Source organism: Listeria fleischmannii subsp. fleischmannii LU2006-1, from assembly GCF_000344175.1.
In the GTDB taxonomy this organism is placed as follows: domain Bacteria; phylum Bacillota; class Bacilli; order Lactobacillales; family Listeriaceae; genus Listeria; species Listeria fleischmannii.
In genome coordinates this window covers 44,748-65,425 of sequence record NZ_ALWW01000005.1, presented here as the reverse complement: position 1 = coordinate 65,425, position 20,678 = coordinate 44,748, and the positions used below count along the sequence as shown (strand labels likewise).

The following is a 20,678-nucleotide window of genomic DNA, read 5'->3' as shown; positions in this document are numbered from 1 at the left end:
GGTTAGATAGTTCAAACGGTTAATAGCTTATTTTGTGCTAAAAGGTAGAGTGTTGGTTAGGAGGAGAAAAATGAATAATATTAAAAAAGTATTAGTAGCAAACCGTGGCGAAATTGCCATTCGTGTGTTACGCGCATGTACTGAACTCAGAATCAAGACAGTCGCAATTTATTCTCAAGAAGATACGGGAGCATTTCATAGATACAAGGCGGACGAGGCATATCTTGTTGGAGAAGGAAAAAAACCAATTGATGCTTACTTAGATATCGAAAATATTATCGAAGTTGCAAAAGAAGCAGACGTTGATGCCATTCACCCAGGCTATGGTTTCCTATCTGAAAATATTGAATTTGCTCGTAGATGTGAGCAAGAAGGCATTATTTTTGTTGGACCTAAGTCGAAACATCTTGATATGTTTGGAGATAAAATTAAAGCGAAAGAACAAGCACTTTTAGCAGATATTCCAGTTATTCCAGGAAGTAACGGCCCCGTTTCAGGGATTGATGATGTAATTGAATTTGGTAAGAAAAATGGTTATCCGTTAATGATTAAAGCTTCCTTAGGCGGCGGCGGACGTGGAATGCGTGTTGTTCCGTCCGAAGAACACGTAAAAGAAGCTTTTGAGCGTGCAGCTTCAGAAGCGAAGGCAGCTTTTGGTAACGATGAAGTTTATGTCGAAAAATGCGTGATGAATCCTAAACATATTGAAGTCCAAATTTTAGGGGACTCACATGGCAACATTGTTCATTTATTTGAACGTGATTGCTCGGTACAACGACGTCATCAAAAAGTTGTTGAAGTGGCACCGTGTAATGCGATTACCTCTGAACTACGTGAGCGCATTTGTGCGGCAGCTGTAAAATTAATGAAAAATGTGGATTACTTAAATGCAGGCACAGTTGAATTTTTAGTAGAAGGGGAAGAGTTTTACTTTATTGAAGTAAATCCCCGCGTTCAAGTGGAACATACCATTACAGAAATGATTACAGGGATTGATATTGTCCAGTCTCAATTATTTATTGCAGATGGTTATTCCATGCACGATCAACTCGTGGCTATCCCGCAACAAGCAGATATTCGTATTCAAGGTTCTGCGATTCAATGTCGTATCACAACCGAAGATCCGTTAAATAACTTTATGCCAGATACTGGACGAATTAATACGTATCGTTCAACAGGTGGCTTTGGCGTACGACTTGATGCAGGAAATGGTTTCCAAGGGACAGTCGTAACACCGTTCTATGATTCCTTACTCGTTAAACTTTCAACATGGGGAATGACATTTGAACAAGCGCTTAGAAAAATGGTTCGTAACCTTGTTGAGTTCCGTATTCGGGGCGTCAAAACGAACATTCCATTTCTACTAAATGTTGTTCGTCACCCAGACTTTATTAGCGGAAATTATAATACCTCGTTTATTGATTCAACACCAGAGTTATTTAAATTCCCACACGTACGTGACCGCGGGACAAAAACCCTGCGTTATATTAGTAACGTAACCGTGAACGGCTTTCCGGGAATTAAACACGGTGAAAAACCTGTATATAATGAACCACGTGTACCTAAAATCCCTTACGGTCAAAAAATTGAGCCAGGTACGAAACAGATTTTAGAAGCCAAAGGACCAGAAGGCGTTGTGGATTTTGTGAAGTCACAAGATGGAGTTTTACTAACAGACACCACACTGCGTGATGCGCATCAATCGCTCCTTGCGACACGTGTTCGCTCAAAAGATATTTATCAAATTGCAGATGCCATGGCGCACCTGTTGCCAAATATGTTCTCATTTGAAATGTGGGGCGGGGCTACATTTGATGTGGCTTATCGTTTCCTAAATGAAGACCCTTGGGAACGCCTTGAAACGCTTCGTAAGCAAATCCCAAATGTCATGTTCCAAATGTTATTACGTGGTGCAAACGGCGTAGGTTATAAAAACTATCCGGATAATGTTATTCGCGAATTTGTTAAACTTTCAGCCCAATCCGGCATCGACGTTTTCCGCGTATTTGATAGTTTAAACTGGATTAAAGGTATGGAAACATCCATTGAAGCCGTTCGTGATACAGGTAAAATTGTCGAAGCAACTATTTGTTATACAGGTGACATTGACGATGAGACACGCACGAAATATACAATTGATTACTATAAAGACATGGCAAAAGAATTAGTAGCCCAAGGGACACATATTTTAGGTATTAAAGATATGGCAGGCCTTTTAAAACCGCAAGCTGCGTATCGTTTAATTAACGAGTTAAAAGATACCGTAGATGTGCCAATTCATTTGCATACCCATGATACAAGTGGAAATGGTATTTACACATATGCAGCAGCTGTGAGTGCAGGCGTTGATATTGTGGATGTGGCCTCAAGCGCTATGAGTGGTGCTACAAGTCAACCAAGCATGACAGGTCTATATTACGGCCTTGTTAATGGAAAACGTCAGACGAATCTAAATGCGCATAATTCGCAGATTTTGAACCATTACTGGGAAGATGTTCGTAAATATTATAAAGACTTTGATAATGCCTTAAATTCGCCGCAAACAGAAGTATATGTGCACGAAATGCCAGGTGGTCAATATACGAATTTGCAGCAACAAGCTACAGCAGTTGGCCTGGGTGATCGTTTCGATGAAGTAAAAGAAATGTACTCGACTGTCAATCAAATGTTTGGTGATATTGTAAAAGTAACGCCTTCTTCAAAAGTAGTAGGCGATATGGCGCTCTTTATGGTACAAAACGACTTAACGGAAGAACTTGTTTATGAAAAAGGGGATACAATTGACTTTCCTGATTCTGTTATTGAATTTTTCCGTGGTGAAATTGGCCAGCCATATGGCGGGTTCCCAGAGAAGCTACAAAAGCTCGTTTTAAAAGGTCAGAAACCATTAACGGACCGTCCTGGCGCGCTTATGGAACCTGTTGATTTTGCCAAAGTAAAAGAAGAATTACAAGAAAAAATAGGGTATGAGCCATCAGACGCGACGTTATGGCCTATATTCTTTATCCAAAAGTGTTCCTTGACTATCAACAAATGATTGATAAGTACGGGAATGTGACAGTTTTAGATACGCCGACGTTTTATAAAGGTATGCGTCTAGGTGAAACTATCCAAGTGGAACTTGAAAAAGGTAAAATTCTCTTAATTAAATTAAATTCAATTGGAGAACCAATTGCGGACGGAACGCGTGTGATTTATTTTGAACTAAATGGTCAACCACGCGAAATCAATGTTCAAGATTTCAATGTTCAATCCACTGTAGTAGCAAGACGTAAAATTGATACAACAAATCCGGAACATGTCGGTGCTACAATGACCGGATCCGTGATTCAAGTTGTAGCATCAAAAGGACAAAAAGTGAAAAAAGGCGACGCGCTTCTTATTACCGAAGCTATGAAGATGGAAACAACGATTCAGGCGCCATTTGACGGGGAAGTCAACACGATTTTTGTTTCTGACGGTGATACAATTGAGTCTGGAGACTTGCTAATGGAAGTCGCACGCATTTAAAACACATCTCTACGGGCATGGTTCGCCATGTCCGTTTTTTTATGAAAAAAGCTTGAAATGACTTTACAAATATTACATTTTAAGGTAACTTAACATAAGGCGGTTATTCCACCTCATTTATAAAAGCAGCTTATGCGAAACGGAAGATATTACATAAGACACACATACGAATTCATCGACATCCGTGAGCTTCTAGTTGGAGGCGATTGTTATAAGGTAAAAAGTCCAATCTGAAATTATTTACTAAACATGGAAAGAAGTGTTTTTGTGAAACAAGTATGGGAAGTTTTAAAAGAACAAGTTAAATATACTCCGATGATGGTCCGAATTTCGCGCTATGAGGATCGTGCGAACTATCAAAGTCACTATTTAGGATTATTATGGGAGATTTTAAATCCGCTAATTCAAGTTGCTATTTATTTCTTGGTCTTCGGCTATGGTTTAAGAGGAAGCTCAACGCTCCAAGGAACAGATATTAGTTTCCTAGAATGGATGCTAGCAGGTATTGTGCCGTGGTTCTTCATTAATAGCGTTGTGATGCAAGGAACAACTAGTATTTTTAATAAAATTCATCTCGTATCAAAAATGAATTTTCCGATGAGTATCTTACCTAATATTACGATTATCTCGAATTTAATGAGTTATTTTGTGATGACAATCATTATGGTAATCATCTTTTTACTTAAAGGGACACCAATTAATATTTACTGGGGACAGTATTTATATTATTTCGTTGCGATGATTCTGTTTCTCTTTAGTTTTTCTCTTTTCAACGCGACGATTACCGTTTTAATACGAGATTATCAAATGGCTTTGCAAAGTATTATGCGTGTTTTATTCTACTTAACAGGGATTGTATGGAACATCCCTCAATTATTACCGGAATGGGCCGCAAATTTACTTAAATTAAATCCGTTTATGTATATTGTTGACGGATTTAGAGATTCACTTTTACTTGGAAAATGGTTTTGGGAGTCACCTTCTTATACGATTTATTTCTGGTTACTCACATTCTTTTTCCTTTTCGTTGGTTCCATTTTACACATGAAGTTCCGCGAAAGATTTGTGGATTTCATTTAAGGAGTCTAATATGGAAAAATCACTCAAAGTTTCGTTTAAACATGTATCGAAAGAATATGATTTATTTGCTAATAAAACAGAAAGCATGATGAATGCTTTACGTTCCAATGATAAGAAACTTTTTTATGCGCTAAAAGATGTTTCATTTGATATTTATGAAGGAGAAGCCATTGGGATTATCGGCCTAAATGGTTCCGGGAAGTCAACGGTTTCAAGCATTATAGCTGGCATTGTAAAAGAAACTGCTGGTGAGGTTAAAATAAATGGTGTAGCGTCACTTATTGCCATCAATGCAGGATTTAAAGAAGCTCTCACTGGTCTTGAAAATATCCGTTTAAAATGTCTAATGCAAGGCTTAACGAATAAACAAATTGATTCACTTATTCCTAAAATTGTCGAATTCGCTGATATTGGTGATTTTATCAACCAACCCATTAAAAACTATTCAAGTGGGATGCGTTCGCGCCTAGGATTTGCTGTTTCGGTCCACCTTGATCCGGATATTTTAATTATTGATGAAGCTCTTTCGGTTGGAGATGAAACTTTTTATCATAAGTGTGTCGAAAAGATAGAAAGTTTTAAAGCAGAAGGAAAAACTATTATTTTTGTTAGTCATTCGCTGCAACAAGTGAAAAAACTTTGTGATCGCATTATGTGGATGCATTATGGTAGCTTAAAGATGATAGGTGAAAAAGAAGAAGTCGCCAATTTTTACAATGAGTTTGTAAAATGGTACAACGACCAATCTGATAGCTTTAAAAAAACCTATCAAACTGAAATGAAAATCAAGCAGAAATTCCCTCCAGATAAAATGGGGGAAATAGAAACGATAAGCGCGACGAAATGGTCACTATCTGATAAAGTTTTATTAGGTGTAAGCGCCTGTGCATTAAGTCTTTTTGGGGCATTAATTGCTACTGGACATTCATTTTTAGGTCTATTTTAAAACAAGCCTTGAGCGAATTCGCTCAAGGCTTGTTTTTTTATAAGAAGGAATCCGTTTGATCAATATAAATCATTTCTTTTAAGAAGTCTTTATAGTAATCGGACTCAAAATGTGAGAAGGAGTGACCAAAAGGATAGTAGTAATCCCCGATGTAGCCTTTATTAGAAAAGTCAATCACACGAACATTTGGGGCTTGGGATAAGAAATAGTTGTTCATGCGGTCCCATAAAAATTGAGCTTTTTGAATGCCCATTTGATACGGATAAGATTTGATATTGCGATTTTCATCGTAATAGGTTAATGTAAAACCGCCTTTATTTAGAATAATTCGTTCTTCTGGGATGATTTTCTTTATTTCAGCAATAAATAAATCAGCATAATATGTCCACTCTTCAAAAAAGGCATCATCATTCGAATGATCCATTAAACGGTGACAAGGGAGTTCATCTGCTAATTTTGTTTGCTCAAGAAAATAACTAAATGTAATAGCCGTTTGGTCATCTAACCAAATCACAGGTCGAATGGCATCTGGATATAAATCGATAATAAAATAATCAGGTTTAATTTTCCGCAAACGATCGAATAAATCTTTACGAAACTCGTCTTCTAAGAAACCAAATTCTGCTTTTGTTAAACCTGAAGCGTAATTTTTAAGCTTTAAAGGTTGATCGTAGCGATTTGTCATGGCGCTAATCAAAGAAGTGTGCATTTGCGTGTACATCACAGAGAAAAAGGATTTATAATCTGGGTTGAAAAAAGGATCTGAGTTAAAGGCATTTCGACTAAAACAAGTCCCCATTACCACTAATTTTTTTGGTTTAGCTTTTAAAATAGGGGCAGAAACAAAACGAAGACGGATGGTCGAATCCGTTTTTTTACGCCACCTCACCTGGTATTGATTGCTATTTATCCGAACATAATCTTTCGAAAACTGAATAGTCATAGAGGCGAAAAGTGGGTATTCTTTTGAACCAGACCGTATAAACATATCCCAATCTTCATCTTGATTATAGGAATGAAACGGGTACAAATTCGCTTTTTTTAGCTTCACAGAATAATTTTTAAATCGTTTTTTTATTGAAAAAGCCATTTCTGTCACATGTTCAAAAGTAGAAAGTTTCTTGTCTTGTCGCTTAATGACAAGTGTCGGCTCATCCAATTGCGTTTCAAAAGCAAATGTAAGCAGAAAAGCTTGTTCGCTATTTTTAAATTCAGTCAGTGTCGCTACTTTTTCTAATTCTTTCAGCAAATAAAAAGAAAGTCGGTTGGAGCCAGTACGGTACGATTGTAAAGTACGATCACTTTTTATTTGTTCTTTCACGCTTAACTTATCTTTTAGTGCCTCACTTACTTCGATAAAAAGAGGGGCAGATTTTGTCACGCTTGATTGTAAAATTAAAACAGGATCTAAATTATTGGTTTCATCTACTAAAAAGTCATCAGAAAGAACTTCCGTATCGATATCAAACGATAGTTGATTATCCGATATGTTCCCAAGTTCAAAATTTTGCGAGTGACCATGAAAAAGATAAAGTTCAGGTCGCGTCCGCTTTTTAACCGAAAGAATGGCCTCATAACCTGAAATATCAAATGTCGTTTCAATTTGGAGCTTACCACGCACTTCGCTAGCATCTAAATGAAAATCGGTGAGATACACATGAATAGGTGTTGGGTTGCTAAGAAGTACAAGAAAACCGTCTTGGATTGAAAATTCATGAGAGTGAAAATCGTTTGATAATGATTCAAGTAGTTTATCTTCAGATGCTTGAATTTTATTGCCATCTAACTCGATTTGCCAAACCGTTTGCCTATCAAGTAATGCGTTTTTGGCAATTAATTCGAGCGGAATACTAACATATGTTTCGTCTCCAGTATTTGAGACATTTAATTCGAACTGTCTCGCGGGACGTAAAAATTCATTTCGTTCTTTAAAAAAGATAATGGCAGATTGAATGGTTACCTTTTTATCAAGGCAAATGTGCCATTCATTTGAAGTAAAGACAATTTTAGTTGTTTGTAGGGACATATTTTTTTCTCCTTTTATTCAAAGTGAAACAAGTTTATTGTAGCATGAAATGATGGTTTCCGCATCGCTTTTTGTTTGATGAAAGTCAGGTGCTTTCTCCGCGAAACAGAAAGCAGTTGATAAAAAGTCACGACTTTGCTATATTTAGAATGGTTTAGTTTGATTAATAATTATAAAACTTAGATGCTCACATAATGAAACTGTAAGGTTATACATAAAGGAGAAGAAGATGTCGTACGAAATTATTAAAAAATCAAGTTTGGAAAATGTGTTAGTGTCTATCATTACACCAGTCTATAATGTTGTTACCTACATCGACGAAACTATTTCTTCTGTTTTAAAACAAACACAAGAAGGTATCGAACTTATTTTGGTCGATGATGGCTCAACAGACGGTAGCTATGAAAAAATTGTCGAATACGCAGAACAACATAAAAATATTACAGTTATTCGCCAAGAAAACGCAGGCCCGGGTACTGCTAGAAATGTTGGCCTTGAAGTAGCGAAGGGGCAATATGTGAGCTTCCTAGATTCAGATGATGTTTTACCAGAAAAGGCCGTTGAATTTTTGTATCAAGCCGCTGTTTCAGAAAATGTAGGAGTCGTAACGGGTATTTCGGTTAGTTTTAATAGTACAAGATCATGGTTTATACAAGGCCATTACCAACGAGGAGTCTTTAAAAAAGGACGTAAAACGGTGGTTAAAAATCCAGAAATGATGTACACACTTGGACCGTGTAATAAATTATATCGTTTTGATGTCGTCCAAAATCTACGCTTTCCAACAGAGATTAAAGTGGGAGAAGACCAGCCATTTGTTTTAGAAGCCTATCTTGCTTCCAAAGATATTTATACAGTAGATGAGATTATTTACAACTATCGAGCACGTGAAGATTCAGAGGATGTCTCACTTTCTCAAATTGTAAAATCTAATCCTTATAAATCATTTAGCGATTTGCTAAGAAGTATCCAGTTAAGTTTACCTTTATTTGACAAGTACATTTCCAATCAGGTTATGCGCGAAAAAACAATCGAATATTATTTAAGTCGAATGCTTTCAGCTGATTTATGGGCTGCTTTCCGGGGGATTTTACTGGAAGGAAATGCAAGTGATCAAAAAAAATGCCTTTTTCGGCATTACAGAACTTATTGAGTTTATTCCAGAGCAAATTTATAATCGATTAGAATTTTTACATCGGATGATTAGTTATGAAATTGTTAATCGTTATACGTATATTAAAAAAGAGGTACGCGGAGACTATCTCAACATGCTACAAACGGCCTATTCAAAAATGAATCCGGGCGCAATGAATACGATTTTAAGCGTAGGTGCTTCTAAGGAAGTAAGAGCATCGATTGAAGCCGCGAAACATAACTCACTTCAACCCATTTTAAACCTTTTGGCTAAACGAAAAATTCTTCAGACGTTAAAAGATGCGAAAGAACGTTTTGTGAGTCAAACGTGGATGAATTTCAAACGTAAAAATCAACGTTTTTATGCTAAACGAATTGCTTTTCCTTTTTATAAAGCATTTTACCGGACTGAGAATAAAATTGTATTTTTAACGAATAAACATACTAAAATGCAAGATTCTTTTTTAGGTATTTATGAAGAATTATTGAAGCAGAAGAAGGACTACAAAATTATTGGACACCTAAAGCAACCTAATCGCAGTTTTTCTGAGTTACTACGTCTTTATAAGGATGTTGCGACGGCAAAATATATTTTCCTAGACGATTACTATTTTCAATTATACGGAACAAAAGCCAAAACTAGTACGGAAGTTATTCAACTTTGGCATGCGGCAGGGGCGTTTAAAAAATTCGGTTTCAGTTCTATTGGCTCACTCGATAGTAATACGGAAGAATTTGAGCGTGCTGCCCATTCCCTTTATTCAAAAGTAGTGGTTTCTTCTAAAGAAATTGTTCCTTTTTATGCAGATGCTTTTCATGTTCCTGAGAAAAATGTTTTACCGCTTGGGGTCCCGAGAACAGATAAGTTTTTTGATGAGGATTATAAAGAATATGTGCACGCCTATTTTGAAGGGAAATATCCACTTACAAAAGGAAAAAAAGTCATCACGTATGCTCCGACATTTAGAGGTGGACCTTCTGAAAGACAAACCTTTTTAATGCAGCTAAATATTCGTCGCCTTATTGAAAAATTAGGAGATGAATATGTCATTATTTTAAAAATGCATCCATCTGTTACGCGTGGTGTAGGTATTCCTTATGATTTGCAGGAGCAAGCTTATAACATGAGTAAAGAGGACATTAATGATGTGTTAATCTATACGGATATTTTAATTACCGATTATTCATCTGTTGTATTTGATTTTTCGATTATGGAAAACCAACAATCTTTTATACTTACGATTTAAAAGATTATTTAGAAGAGCGTAATTTCTATTATCAATTTGAGGATTTTGTGCCAGGACCGATTGTGCGAACCAATGACGAATTGATTGAAGAAATTAAAACTATGAAAAATTATGATGTAGAAAAAATTCGTACATTTAAAAATCGCTTTTTCGATGATACAGACGGATGTGCTTCGGAACGCATTGTGCGTGAACTAATTCAATAATTTTTAGAGCTACTTTGAAAAAAGTAGCTTTTTTTATTGGTCAATACTTGATTAAATTTTAAAATTTAGGTCATTTGCAGTAGCTGTAAAATATGTAAATTTTTTTACGTATAAAAAAGTCCTATTGAACTTTAAGGCGTTAAGCGATAAAATGATAGAATGAACGTTTTTCGTTCAGAATTAAAGAAATAGAAAGGAAGAGTCATGCAAAAAAAGTATTTTATTGTAATGTTTGCTAGTCTTTTTGGGATTTTACTCTTTTTAGCTAATCCAAGTATGGCAAAAGCTGAGGGTGATGAAACAGGGACAGGAATAAATGCTGGGGAAATTTTAAATAATCAAATTGATGAAAGTATCTATACACCAACGGAACAAACCGAGGAAGAGAAAGTAGAAAGTCAGGCAAAACCAACAGAAAGCCAACGTTTCATGTTGCGGTCTGCACTGCCAGAACCATATGCACAAACTGCATTATCAAGTGCAAACCAATATATTATTAATCAAAATTATTCCACTGCAACCATTGAAAACCAACTAAAGAACTTTACTCGTTTTGCTTATAGCGATGGAGTAGGGAAACCACGTGGTATTGTTATCCATGAAACAGCGAATGATAATTCTACAATCGATTCTGAAATTAATTATATGACGAATAACTGGCAAAATGCATTTGTTCATGCATTTGTCGATCGTAAACAAATCATCGAAATCCACCCTACTGATTATGGTAGCTGGGGGGCTGGTCCAAAAGCCAACCCATACTTTGTTCAAGTAGAACTTGTAAGAGAAAAAAATAAAGAGGACTTTTATCGCTCTGTTAATAATGATGCCTATTATGCGGCTTATATTTTGAAAAAATATAATCTTACGCCAATTAATGCGCATAACACAGGTAGTGGTACAGTTTGGTCACATGATGCAGTAAGCCGATTTTTAGGTGGAACAACACATAGCGATCCAGTGGGTTATTTTGCTAGATATGGCTACACGTTTAATGAGTTTTTCCAACTCGTTCAGTATAAATATGATCGTATGGATAAAACGTATTATACGTCGGTGCCAGTTAATCCGCGTACAGATGCAAAATGGGATGCTCCAGTTGCGATGAAAATTGATGCTGGCGCGCTCGTAAAAGTGGATACAACGAAAACTAAAAATGGTTGGGCATATGTCAAATACGATAATAAAACTGGCTATATTCCGTTTGGATACATTCAAACGGAAAATACAATCTCTACACAGTATACAAAAGATAAAATCAATTTACGTTCTGATGGCAAGTGGAATTCGTCAGTTGCAGGAACAGTTCCTGCTGGCGAAGCTGTTATTGTCAATGGAAGTAAGTATAAGAACGGTTGGGCGCATCTAACGTATACAAAATCTAATATATCTGGTTATATTCCAACAACGTATTTCCAAAAGACAAATCCGATGAGTGATGTTTACGCTACGATGCAAATGAACTTAAGAGCGGAACCTGTGTGGGATTCGGCGGTAACAACACGAGTGCCTTTTGGTGCAAAAGTACAAGCCAATAGCGCTAAAACCGCTTCAAATGGTTGGAAATATGTGACCTATAATGGTATTAGTGGCTATCAACCAGCTTCTTATTTCTCAGCAACAAATCCAGCTAAAACAGTTTATACCAATAGTTTTATTAACCCGAGAACAGACGCGAAATGGGATTCTAAAATAGCTTATTCCATTCCAGCAGGCGAAAAAGTTCAGGTTGATTTAACGAAAACTAAAAATGGTTGGTGGTATGTCACATATAACGGAAAATCTGGTTATCATCCAACCTCATACTTTAGTGATACGAATAAGTACACAACGTATTATGCGATTGGATTTAATCTTAGAGCAGAACCAAATTGGAATTCAGCTGTTGTAACAAGTGTTCCGGCAAATGCAAAAGTAAGCAGTCGATCCAAGTAAAACAGCAGCCAATGGATGGGTTTTTGTAGCGTATGATCGTTATACAGGCTATATCCCTTCCACCTATGTAAAAAAATAGCATTTAAAAAATCTCCCGTCGCCTGACGGGAGATTTTTTTCGTATGTGTTTATTTTTTCGTTGACTTATCATTTTTATGAATTTCTTTGTATAAATCATCGATTAGCTGGCGAACTTCAAGCTTAAGTTCCGGATGTTCTAACGCGAATGCCATAGTAGTTTGGATAAAACCAAATTTATCTCCTACATCATAGCGATGACCTTCGAAATCATATGCAAAAACACGTTGAATTTCGTTTAAACGGTTAATGGCATCAGTCAATTGAATTTCGCCACCAGCCCCAGGTTCTTGCGTTTCAAGATAGTCGAAAATTTGAGGTGTTAATAAATAACGACCTAGAATAGCTAAATCAGAAGGTGCCTCTTCAGCCTTAGGTTTTTCTACAAAACCTTTTACGTTATAAAGGCGCTCGCTTAGTTTATCTGCAGGGTCGATAATACCATACCGATAAGTTTCTTCATGTGGTACCGTTTGAACACCGATGACAGAACTGTGTGTGCGTTCATATTGTGTCACCAATTGTTTGACACATGGAACCTTAGATTTCACAATGTCATCACCAAGCATTACGACAAAGGGTTCATTTCCGACAAAACCTTTTGCCTGAAGAATCGCATCTCCTAAGCCTTTTGGTTTGGATTGACGAATGAAGTGTAAATTAATGTTTGTTGTTTCCTCAACCAAATGAAGCAATTCCATTTTGTTTTTTTCACGTAAATTAGCTTCTAATTCAGGAACGGAGTCGAAATGGTCTTCGATAGCTCGTTTTCCTTTACCCGTTACAATTAAAATGTCTTCAATGCCAGACGCAACGGCTTCCTCTACAATAAACTGGATAGTCGGTTTGTCTACGATTGGTAAAATTTCTTTAGGCATTGCTTTTGTTGCCGGTAAAAAACGAGTTCCTAAACCAGCCGCTGGTATAACAGCTTTTCTTACTTTCATTCCATTTACCTCCAAATGTCAAAGTTTATTCTGTGCTACTTCATTATAGCGGCAGTATAAAATAGAATCAAGCTGAATCTATTAAGGATTGACTTCCATTCTGTAGAAAGCTAAAATTGTAAAAGGATAAAATGGATAAAAGGAGTTCCAACTTTGATGAATGATTCTATTAAAATTTCAATAATTATACCCGTCTATCATGTCGCTGATATTATAGAGGATACTTTAAAAAGCATTCAAAATCAAAAATTTGAAAATTATGAAGTGCTCTTAATTGATGACGGTTCAAAAGATGAAACGGCGGAAGTCATAGAAAGATGTATCGCACAGGATGGCCGCTTCCACTATATTTATAAAGAAAATCAAGGTCCCGCTGCTGCACGAAACGATGGTTTGAAATTGGCGAAAGGGGATTTTATTTTATTTGTTGATAGTGATGATCTTTTAGCACCAAATGCCCTTACTGTAATGTATCAGGCGGCGCAGTCAGAAAATGCCGATTTAGTAACAGGATCAACCAAGCGTTTTAACCAGAAGCAAGAATGGTTTATTGATGCCCATATAACGGAAAATGTAATTAAACCGGGGGCTAAAACGTTTGAGGAAAATCCCGAGCTTGTCTATTCCATCGGTCCTTGTGCGAAGCTTTATAAAAAAGAATTGGTTGAAGATATTCGCTTCTTAGAAGAGATTAAATATGGAGAAGACCAACCTTTTGTTTTGGAAACGTTAATTCGTGCACAAAAAATTTATACGGTGGATGAAGTCGTTTATTTTTATCGATTGCGCGATGGGGAAAATAAGTCTTTAACACAGTCCATTAGTCAAAATCCAATTCGTATTTTAGATTCGATTTTACAGTTTTTAGATGTCGCGAAAAAGCTTTTTAATGTATATGGAAGTTCTCAGAATGTCCAACTTAGTTATTATAATCGAGTAGTTAAAATTGAAATTTCGGATGCTATTGGTGGTGTTTTTACAGGAAATAAAGCGAAGCGTCAAGAGTTCTTTCAGAAACTAGGCAATTGGCTTTATGCGCTGCCGGAAGCTATCTTTTACCAAATGAATGCTGTTCCATTTGTTTTTGTTAACCGCACCATTGGTTTTGCCCTTGGAATGGATAAGCATACGAAAGAAGCCTATCAAGCAATCTTACAGTATATTTTTAAACACTCATCAGAAGAGAGTTTAAAAGTTGTACGAGAGGCAAATGAATATTATCGTGCGGCCCTGTCTATTGTTGAACAGGGGAGCTTTCGAAATGCCAATCGACTGGCTATTCGTCAATTTATTCGCCAAAAGTTTGATACAAACAAATTAGTCATGCGAATCGGGCGACAACTTGTTTTCAGGTTTGGGAAACTTTTACCTGTGAAAAAAGGGAGTATTGTCTTTGGCACAGAAAGAAGCGATGTGTTAAGCGGAAATTTAAAAGCGATTTACGATTGTATGTCTGAACAAGAGAAAAAACGCGTTGTTCTTCTTCTGAAAAAAAGTCCTTCTTGGAAGCATACCCTTCATATTTTTGCTACCTTGGCGAGAGCTGAAACGATTGTCATTGATGATTACTATAATAAAATCTATAGCCTGAGCTTTAAAAAAGAAGTGAAAGTGATTCAAACGTGGCATGCCGCAGGTGCATTTAAAAAATTTGGTTTTAGTGCGCTTTTTGCTTCGGACTCTGAGACGGAAGAGTTTGAAAAAAGGGCTCATAGTAGCTATACCGACGTTTTAGTTAGCTCAGAAAATCTTATTTCTGAATATAGTGAGGCGTTTCGCGTAGCTCCAAGTAAAGTTAAACCAATTGGCGTTCCGCGAACAGATCTCTTCTTTAATCAAGAAAAAATAAAGACTTTAAAAGAGAATTTATACCAAAAATATCCGGTTTTAAAGAAGAAAAAAGCAATTTTATATGCGCCAACGTTTCGCGGCGGGGCAGGACACCGAATGAATTTTAAAATGCAATTAGATGCCTTGAAAATGAAAAAAGCGCTAGGCGATGAGTATGTTCTTATTTTAAAATTCCATCCTGTGGTCAAAAATGTCGCGATGAATTTAGCGGAACAAGATGATTTTATTTTAGATTTAAGTGATGAGAAAGATATCAATCCTATCATGTTAGTTAGCGATGCTCTTATCACGGACTATTCCTCGGTTATTTTTGAATATAGTCTACTGAATCGCCCGATGTATTTCTTTGCTGATGACCTAAAGAATTACCACGATGAACGCGGATTTTATTTTCCGTATGAAGAAATGGTTCCTGGGGCCATTTATGAAGAAAGTGATACTTTAATTCGGGATATTCAAAATGAGCAATTTGATTATGAAAAATTAAATCGCTTTAAAGAAAAATTTGTTGATGCTCTTGACGGGAAATCGACGGAGCGTTTTATCACAGAATATGTTCGAAATAAAGAATAGTTAGTAGGTGAAGGAAGCTATTTTTAGTTTTTTTTTAAAAAGTGGAAAGTGTTCTTAGGGCATTCCGAAATGGAAAAGGAAAGTAGCTTCTTTTTATATTTTTTTGTGTTACAATATAGCTGTATGAGCTTTCAAACTTTAGAAATAAAGGAGAATAGATAATGATTTATGCTGAAATTCTTGCTGGGGGTAAAGGTACCCGGATGGGAAATGTGAGTATGCCAAAACAATATTTACCGTTAAATGGTAAACCTGTTATTGTGCATACAGTTGAAAAATTTATTTTGAATTCGCGTTTTGATAAGATTTTTGTTGCTTCGCCGAAAGAGTGGATGAATCACACAGAAGATGTACTTAAAAAACATATTCAAGATGACCGCGTGGTGGTTATAGAAGGCGGAACGGACCGAAATGAAACAATTATGAACGGTATTCGCTACGTAGAGAAGAATTTCGGCTTAAATGATGATGATGTTGTTATTACACACGATGCGGTTCGTCCATTTTTAACGCACCGAATTATTGAAGAAAATATTGATGCAGCTTTAAAATATGGCACAGTGGATACCGTGATTACAGCAACAGATACGATTGTAGAATCCACAAACCATGAATTTATTACAGATATTCCAGTTCGTGATGTGATGTATCAAGGGCAAACACCGCAAAGCTTTAATATGAAAATGATTTACGGGCATTATAATGCTCTTTCCTCGGAGCAAAAAGAAATTTTAACAGATGCTTGTAAAATTTGTCTTTTAGCCGGAGAAAAAGTGAATTTAGTTAAAGGTGAAATTTTTAATATTAAAATTACAACACCCTATGATTTACAAGTTGCGAATGCCATTATACAGGAGCGGATAAATAATGATTAATCAAGTATACAGGCTCGTTTCGGAACGACAATTTGAAGTCGCCAATATTGATGAAACTTTGACAGAAGATGTCGTTGTTGTTCGCCCTACATACCTTTCGATTTGTGCGGCCGATCAACGCTATTATACTGGTTCTAGAGGGAAAGAAATTTTAGCTAAGAAACTTCCGATGGCACTTATTCATGAAGGTGTTGGGGAAGTGGTGTATGATGCTAAAAAGGAATTTCCGATTGGCACAAAAGTGGTCATGATTCCTAACACACCGATGGAAAGTGATCCTGTTATCGCAGAAAATTATTTGCGCTCAACAAAATTCCGTTCCAGTGGATTCGACGGATTAATGCAAGATAATGTCTTCATGCGTCGCGATCGCCTTGTTGTGTTACCAGAAGATATGGATATGTCTGTTGCCGCTTTTTCTGAGCTTATTTCTGTAGCGGTTCACGCACTCCTACGCTTTGATTCGCGCGCGGACCAAAATCGCTCTTCTTTTGGCGTTTGGGGCGATGGCAACTTAGGCTTTATTATGACACTGCTTTTAAAAGATAAATATCCAGATGCGAAGGTCTATATTTTTGGGAAAACACCTTATAAATTAGATTTCTTCTCGTTTGTAGACGGGGCTTACAATATTGATGAAATTCCGGAAGATCTTGAGATTGACCAAGCATTTGAATGTGCAGGCGGAAGAGGGAGTCAGTATGCCGTTAGTCAAATTATTGACTTGATTAAACCGGAAGGAACCATTTCACTTCTAGGTGTTTCTGAATATCCGATTGAATTTAATACACGTATGGTATTAGAAAAAGGTTTAACCGTTTATGGGAGCAGCCGCAGTGGGCGCGTTGATTTCGTGGAGACAGTTCGTTTCTTAAATGAAAATAAACGTGCTGTGGAGTACCTAGCTAATTTGGTTGGTGAAATTCATAACGTTCGCAGTATCCAAGATGTTATTGAAGCATTCGAATCCGATTTAAGAAGTCCGTGGGGGAAAACGGTCATGTCTTGGAACATCTAAACGTATTACGTCTAAGCTTATCTCTGGCGTCGCAAAATGCGGCGCCTTGGTTTTTAGCAAAAAGGGACAAAGAATAAGGAGTGATGAATATGAAGCGCATTTTAGCTTCTCTATACATGTGTTTCGTCAAGCTAGTCGCCTCCCTTTGTCGCAGATTAAAACGACAAAATAAAATGGTCATGTTGATTACCTTTAGCGATAGCCCAGAACAAATTTCCAAAAAAATGGTGGAGATGAAAGTCACGCCAGAAACGATTGTGTTTTATGATCCTCGTTTAGATACCACGAAAATCGCTCAAAATTTTATGCGTATGATTCCGATGACGAAAAAAACGCTCGTATCGCGTATTTATCATATGTGCACAGCAAAAATTGTTATGGTCGATAATTACTTCCCGGAGCTCGCGGCGATGAAATGGGCGGACGGTACGGTTTGTATCCAAATTTGGCACGCGAGCGGTGCGCTTAAAAAGTTTGCTTGGGAAGATAAGAGCGTTTTGACAAGAACAAAAGGGGAGCAAGCGCGCTTCAAACGCGTTTACGCTTCGTTCACACATGTTGTAGCCGGCTCAGACGTGATGGGTGACATCTTCAAACGATCTTTTCTGCTGAGCGAAAGCGAGTTGCTTAAAATCGGAGTCCCAAGCACAGACTACTTTTTCAAAAAGAAGAAGTAACGAAAATGCATGAGCGGTACCGCGCAAAATACGGGAAACAGACCATTTTATATGCCCCAACATACCGCGATAACGAACTTCAAGCGGCGACGTTACTGCTAGATGTGGAATTGATGCGCGAACGCCTGAAGGACAAGTATGTGCTACTTTTAAAATTGCATCCAGCGATTACGCATCAGCTGGACATCCCGGAAGACGATTTTGTTCGCGTTGTAAACAGCACAGAATCCATGAAAGAGGTACTCGCAGGGAGCGACATTCTGGTGACAGATTATTCCTCTACGCCGATTGATTTTTCGTTACTTAATCGGCCAGTCTATTTTTACACACCGGATTTAGAGCAATATGACAGTGAGCGCGGCCTTGTAACAGGCTATACTGACTTAATTCCAGGTGCGCCTTATCAAACAACCGATGCGCTTTCTAAAGCCATTTTAGAAGAGACAGCGAGCCCTAGCCAAATGGCTTCTTTTCAAGCAAAATGGAACAAATACTCGACAGGTCAGTCAAGTCAAAACCTCGTTTCTTTTATTCAAAAAAATCTTTAAAAAAGAGGGACGTACGATGAAAAAAGTGATAACTTACGGCACGTTTGATTTACTCCACTGGGGTCATATCGAACTTCTAAAACGGGCAAAAGCCCTTGGCGATTACTTAATTGTCGCCGTTTCAACAGACGAATTTAACGCACTAAAACATAAAGAGGCCTATCACAGTTATCCGCATAGGAAATTGATTTTAGAAGCCATCCGCTATGTGGATGAAGTCATCCCAGAGAAAACATGGGAACAGAAAATTAATGATGTTAAAACGCATGATGTGGATATCTTCGTAATGGGAGATGATTGGCGCGGCGAATTCGACTTTCTAAAAGACTATTGTGAAGTCATTTATTTACCAAGAACAACAGGCATTTCTACGACCCAAATTAAAGATGATTTAAGCTAAAATCCTGCGTGTACTCAAGCGTAGGATTTTTTGCGTTCAAAAATTCACGAAAGTAGTCACTCCCTTCGTTTTATGCTATGATGGTGTTATTAAATTCTTGAGAGATGAGGAATTAGGACCGATGACGAACTTATATCAAGACGACAGTTTAACTTTACATACAGATTTATATCAACTTAATATGATGAAAGCGTATTTTGACGATGGTCTTCATGAGCGCCGTAGTGTATTTGAAGTTTTCTTTCGGGATATGCCATTTGATTCTGGTTTTGTTGTATTCGCTGGCCTAGAGCGCATTATTTCGTATATGAAAAATTTGCGTTTTACTGAATCTGACATTACTTATTTACACGATGAACTCGGATTTGATGGCCCATTTTTAGATTATTTACGAAACTTTAAATTTAAAGGCACGATTCGTTCCGTTCGCGAAGGGGAATTCGTTTTTAAAACTGAACCCATTGTTCAAGTAGAAGCAAGCTTGGCGGAAGCGCAACTGATTGAAACGGCACTTTTAAATATTGTCAACTTCCAAACTTTAATTGCGACGAAAGCAGCGAGAATTCGTGAAGTGGTGGAAGAAGAAAGCCTTGCTGAATTTGGAACTCGTAGAGCACAAGAAATGGATGCGGCGATTTGGGGTACACGTGCGGCGTATATTGGTGGATGTGATTCAACGAGTAATGTACGGGCAGGAAAAATTTTCGGTATTCCTGTCTCAGGTACGATGGCGCATGCGATGGTTCAAGCTTATCGTGATGAGTATGAGGCGTTTAAAAGCTATGCTACAACGCATAAAAATTCGATTTTCTTAGTGGATACGTATGATACCCTTAAATCAGGCGTACCGAATGCGATTCGGGTGGCAGATGAACTAGGCGATAAGATAAACTTTATCGGCATCCGATTAGATAGCGGCGATATGGCTTTCTTATCGAAAAAAGCACGTCAAATGCTCGATGAGGCTGGTTATCCGGATGCTAAAATTTTCGCTTCAAGCGATTTAGATGAACATACGATTTTATCTTTAAAAGCCCAAAAAGCGAAAATTGACTCATGGGGCGTCGGGACGAAGCTTATTACAGCGTATGACCAACCGGCTCTTGGGGCGGTTTATAAAATGGCGGCCATCGCGGATGAAAATGGGGTTCTCTTAGACTCAATTAAGCTATCAAGTAACACTGAAAAAGTTTCAACCCCGGGGAAAAAGAAAGTGTATCGTATTATCACAACGGACGAAGGTTTGAAGGCAGAAGGTGATTACGTTACGCTTTCAGATGAATCTTTAGAAGGTGTTAAAAAACTCACTATGTTCCATCCGGTGCATACTTATATTACGAAGACGGTGGAGAATTTTACGGCTCGCGAGCTACTTATTCCTATTTTTGAAGATGGTGAGCTTGTATATGATATGCCGTCACTTGAAGAAATTAAGCAATATAAAGAGGATAATTTGGCGCTTTTATGGGATGAATATAAACGTACCATTCGCCCAGAGCAATACCCAGTGGACTTAAGTGTGAAATGCTGGAAAAATAAAATGCGCAACATCGAAAAAGTGCGTAAAAGCGTGCAACTTCATTCACCTGTTGATTTAGACATTCCATTTTAAACATAGAAGAGCGGC

13 protein-coding genes and 2 pseudogenes are annotated in these 20,678 nt (G+C 37.3%); 13 read left to right on the top strand and 2 right to left on the bottom strand.

The window, feature by feature from the left end; translation table 11 throughout:
* Positions 1 to 70 precede the first annotated feature (70 nt).
* The 3 genes and pseudogenes from pyc to LFLEISCH_RS02815 all read left to right on the top strand — a co-directional run bounded on the left by pyc (position 71) and on the right by LFLEISCH_RS02815 (position 5,536).
* A pseudogene (gene pyc, locus LFLEISCH_RS02825) lies at positions 71 to 3,510 on the top strand (pyruvate carboxylase).
* Between the two features lie 267 nt (positions 3,511 to 3,777).
* Positions 3,778 to 4,590 (top strand): ABC transporter permease, encoded by an 813-nt coding sequence (locus LFLEISCH_RS02820; protein ID WP_007472749.1) that lies wholly within the window; start codon positions 3,778 to 3,780, stop codon positions 4,588 to 4,590.
* A 10-nt stretch (positions 4,591 to 4,600) separates the two neighbouring features.
* On the top strand, positions 4,601 to 5,536 hold the full coding sequence (locus LFLEISCH_RS02815; RefSeq protein ID WP_007472748.1) for an ABC transporter ATP-binding protein: 936 nt from the start codon (positions 4,601 to 4,603) through the stop codon (positions 5,534 to 5,536).
* 37 nt (positions 5,537 to 5,573) lie between these two features.
* Here the strand turns inward: LFLEISCH_RS02815 and LFLEISCH_RS02810 are convergent, their stop codons facing one another.
* Positions 5,574 to 7,562, bottom strand: a complete 1,989-nt coding sequence (locus LFLEISCH_RS02810) for a DUF6270 domain-containing protein (RefSeq protein ID WP_007472747.1) — start codon at positions 7,560 to 7,562, stop codon at positions 5,574 to 5,576.
* 229 nt (positions 7,563 to 7,791) lie between these two features.
* On the opposite strand from LFLEISCH_RS02810, the gene LFLEISCH_RS15760 reads away from it, so the two are divergent.
* The 4 genes from LFLEISCH_RS15760 to LFLEISCH_RS16150 all read left to right on the top strand — a co-directional run bounded on the left by LFLEISCH_RS15760 (position 7,792) and on the right by LFLEISCH_RS16150 (position 12,084).
* Positions 7,792 to 8,715 carry a glycosyltransferase family 2 protein gene (locus LFLEISCH_RS15760; RefSeq protein WP_040504738.1) on the top strand — a complete coding sequence of 308 codons (924 nt, stop codon included), beginning with the start codon at positions 7,792 to 7,794 and terminating at the stop codon, positions 8,713 to 8,715.
* A complete protein-coding gene (locus tag LFLEISCH_RS16160) occupies positions 8,672 to 9,943 on the top strand; it encodes a CDP-glycerol glycerophosphotransferase family protein (RefSeq protein WP_277619585.1) in 1,272 nt (423 codons plus the stop codon). Before LFLEISCH_RS15760 ends, LFLEISCH_RS16160 begins: the two co-directional genes overlap by 44 nt.
* Complete coding sequence (locus LFLEISCH_RS16155) at positions 9,922 to 10,149, top strand: CDP-glycerol glycerophosphotransferase family protein (RefSeq protein WP_277619588.1); 228 nt, start codon at positions 9,922 to 9,924, stop codon at positions 10,147 to 10,149. The genes LFLEISCH_RS16160 and LFLEISCH_RS16155 overlap by 22 nt, the downstream gene beginning before the upstream one ends.
* 204 nt (positions 10,150 to 10,353) lie before the next feature.
* Complete coding sequence (locus LFLEISCH_RS16150; protein WP_007472746.1) at positions 10,354 to 12,084, top strand: N-acetylmuramoyl-L-alanine amidase; 1,731 nt, start codon at positions 10,354 to 10,356, stop codon at positions 12,082 to 12,084.
* Between the two features lie 128 nt (positions 12,085 to 12,212).
* Here LFLEISCH_RS16150 and galU read toward each other — a convergent pair whose 3' ends face one another.
* A complete protein-coding gene (gene galU, locus LFLEISCH_RS02790) occupies positions 12,213 to 13,109 on the bottom strand; it encodes a UTP--glucose-1-phosphate uridylyltransferase GalU (protein WP_007472744.1) in 897 nt (298 codons plus the stop codon).
* 156 nt (positions 13,110 to 13,265) lie between these two features.
* Here galU and LFLEISCH_RS02785 point away from each other — a divergent pair, with 156 nt between their 5' ends.
* The 6 genes and pseudogenes from LFLEISCH_RS02785 to LFLEISCH_RS02760 all read left to right on the top strand — a co-directional run bounded on the left by LFLEISCH_RS02785 (position 13,266) and on the right by LFLEISCH_RS02760 (position 20,663).
* A complete protein-coding gene (locus tag LFLEISCH_RS02785; RefSeq protein ID WP_007472743.1) occupies positions 13,266 to 15,533 on the top strand; it encodes a bifunctional glycosyltransferase/CDP-glycerol:glycerophosphate glycerophosphotransferase in 2,268 nt (755 codons plus the stop codon).
* 161 nt (positions 15,534 to 15,694) lie between these two features.
* Positions 15,695 to 16,408, top strand: coding sequence for an IspD/TarI family cytidylyltransferase (locus tag LFLEISCH_RS02780; protein WP_007472742.1), 714 nt, complete (start codon positions 15,695 to 15,697; stop codon positions 16,406 to 16,408).
* Positions 16,401 to 17,426, top strand: coding sequence for a ribitol-5-phosphate dehydrogenase (locus LFLEISCH_RS02775; RefSeq protein ID WP_007472741.1), 1,026 nt, complete (start codon positions 16,401 to 16,403; stop codon positions 17,424 to 17,426). Before LFLEISCH_RS02780 ends, LFLEISCH_RS02775 begins: the two co-directional genes overlap by 8 nt.
* Positions 17,427 to 17,509: 83 nt before the next feature.
* A pseudogene (locus LFLEISCH_RS16445) lies at positions 17,510 to 18,651 on the top strand (CDP-glycerol glycerophosphotransferase family protein).
* A 16-nt stretch (positions 18,652 to 18,667) separates the two neighbouring features.
* Positions 18,668 to 19,051: a glycerol-3-phosphate cytidylyltransferase gene (gene tagD, locus LFLEISCH_RS02765; protein ID WP_007472738.1), complete on the top strand. Its 384-nt coding sequence runs from the start codon at positions 18,668 to 18,670 to the stop codon at positions 19,049 to 19,051.
* Between the two features lie 121 nt (positions 19,052 to 19,172).
* Positions 19,173 to 20,663, top strand: coding sequence for a nicotinate phosphoribosyltransferase (locus tag LFLEISCH_RS02760; protein ID WP_007472737.1), 1,491 nt, complete (start codon positions 19,173 to 19,175; stop codon positions 20,661 to 20,663).
* Positions 20,664 to 20,678: the final 15 nt, after the last annotated feature.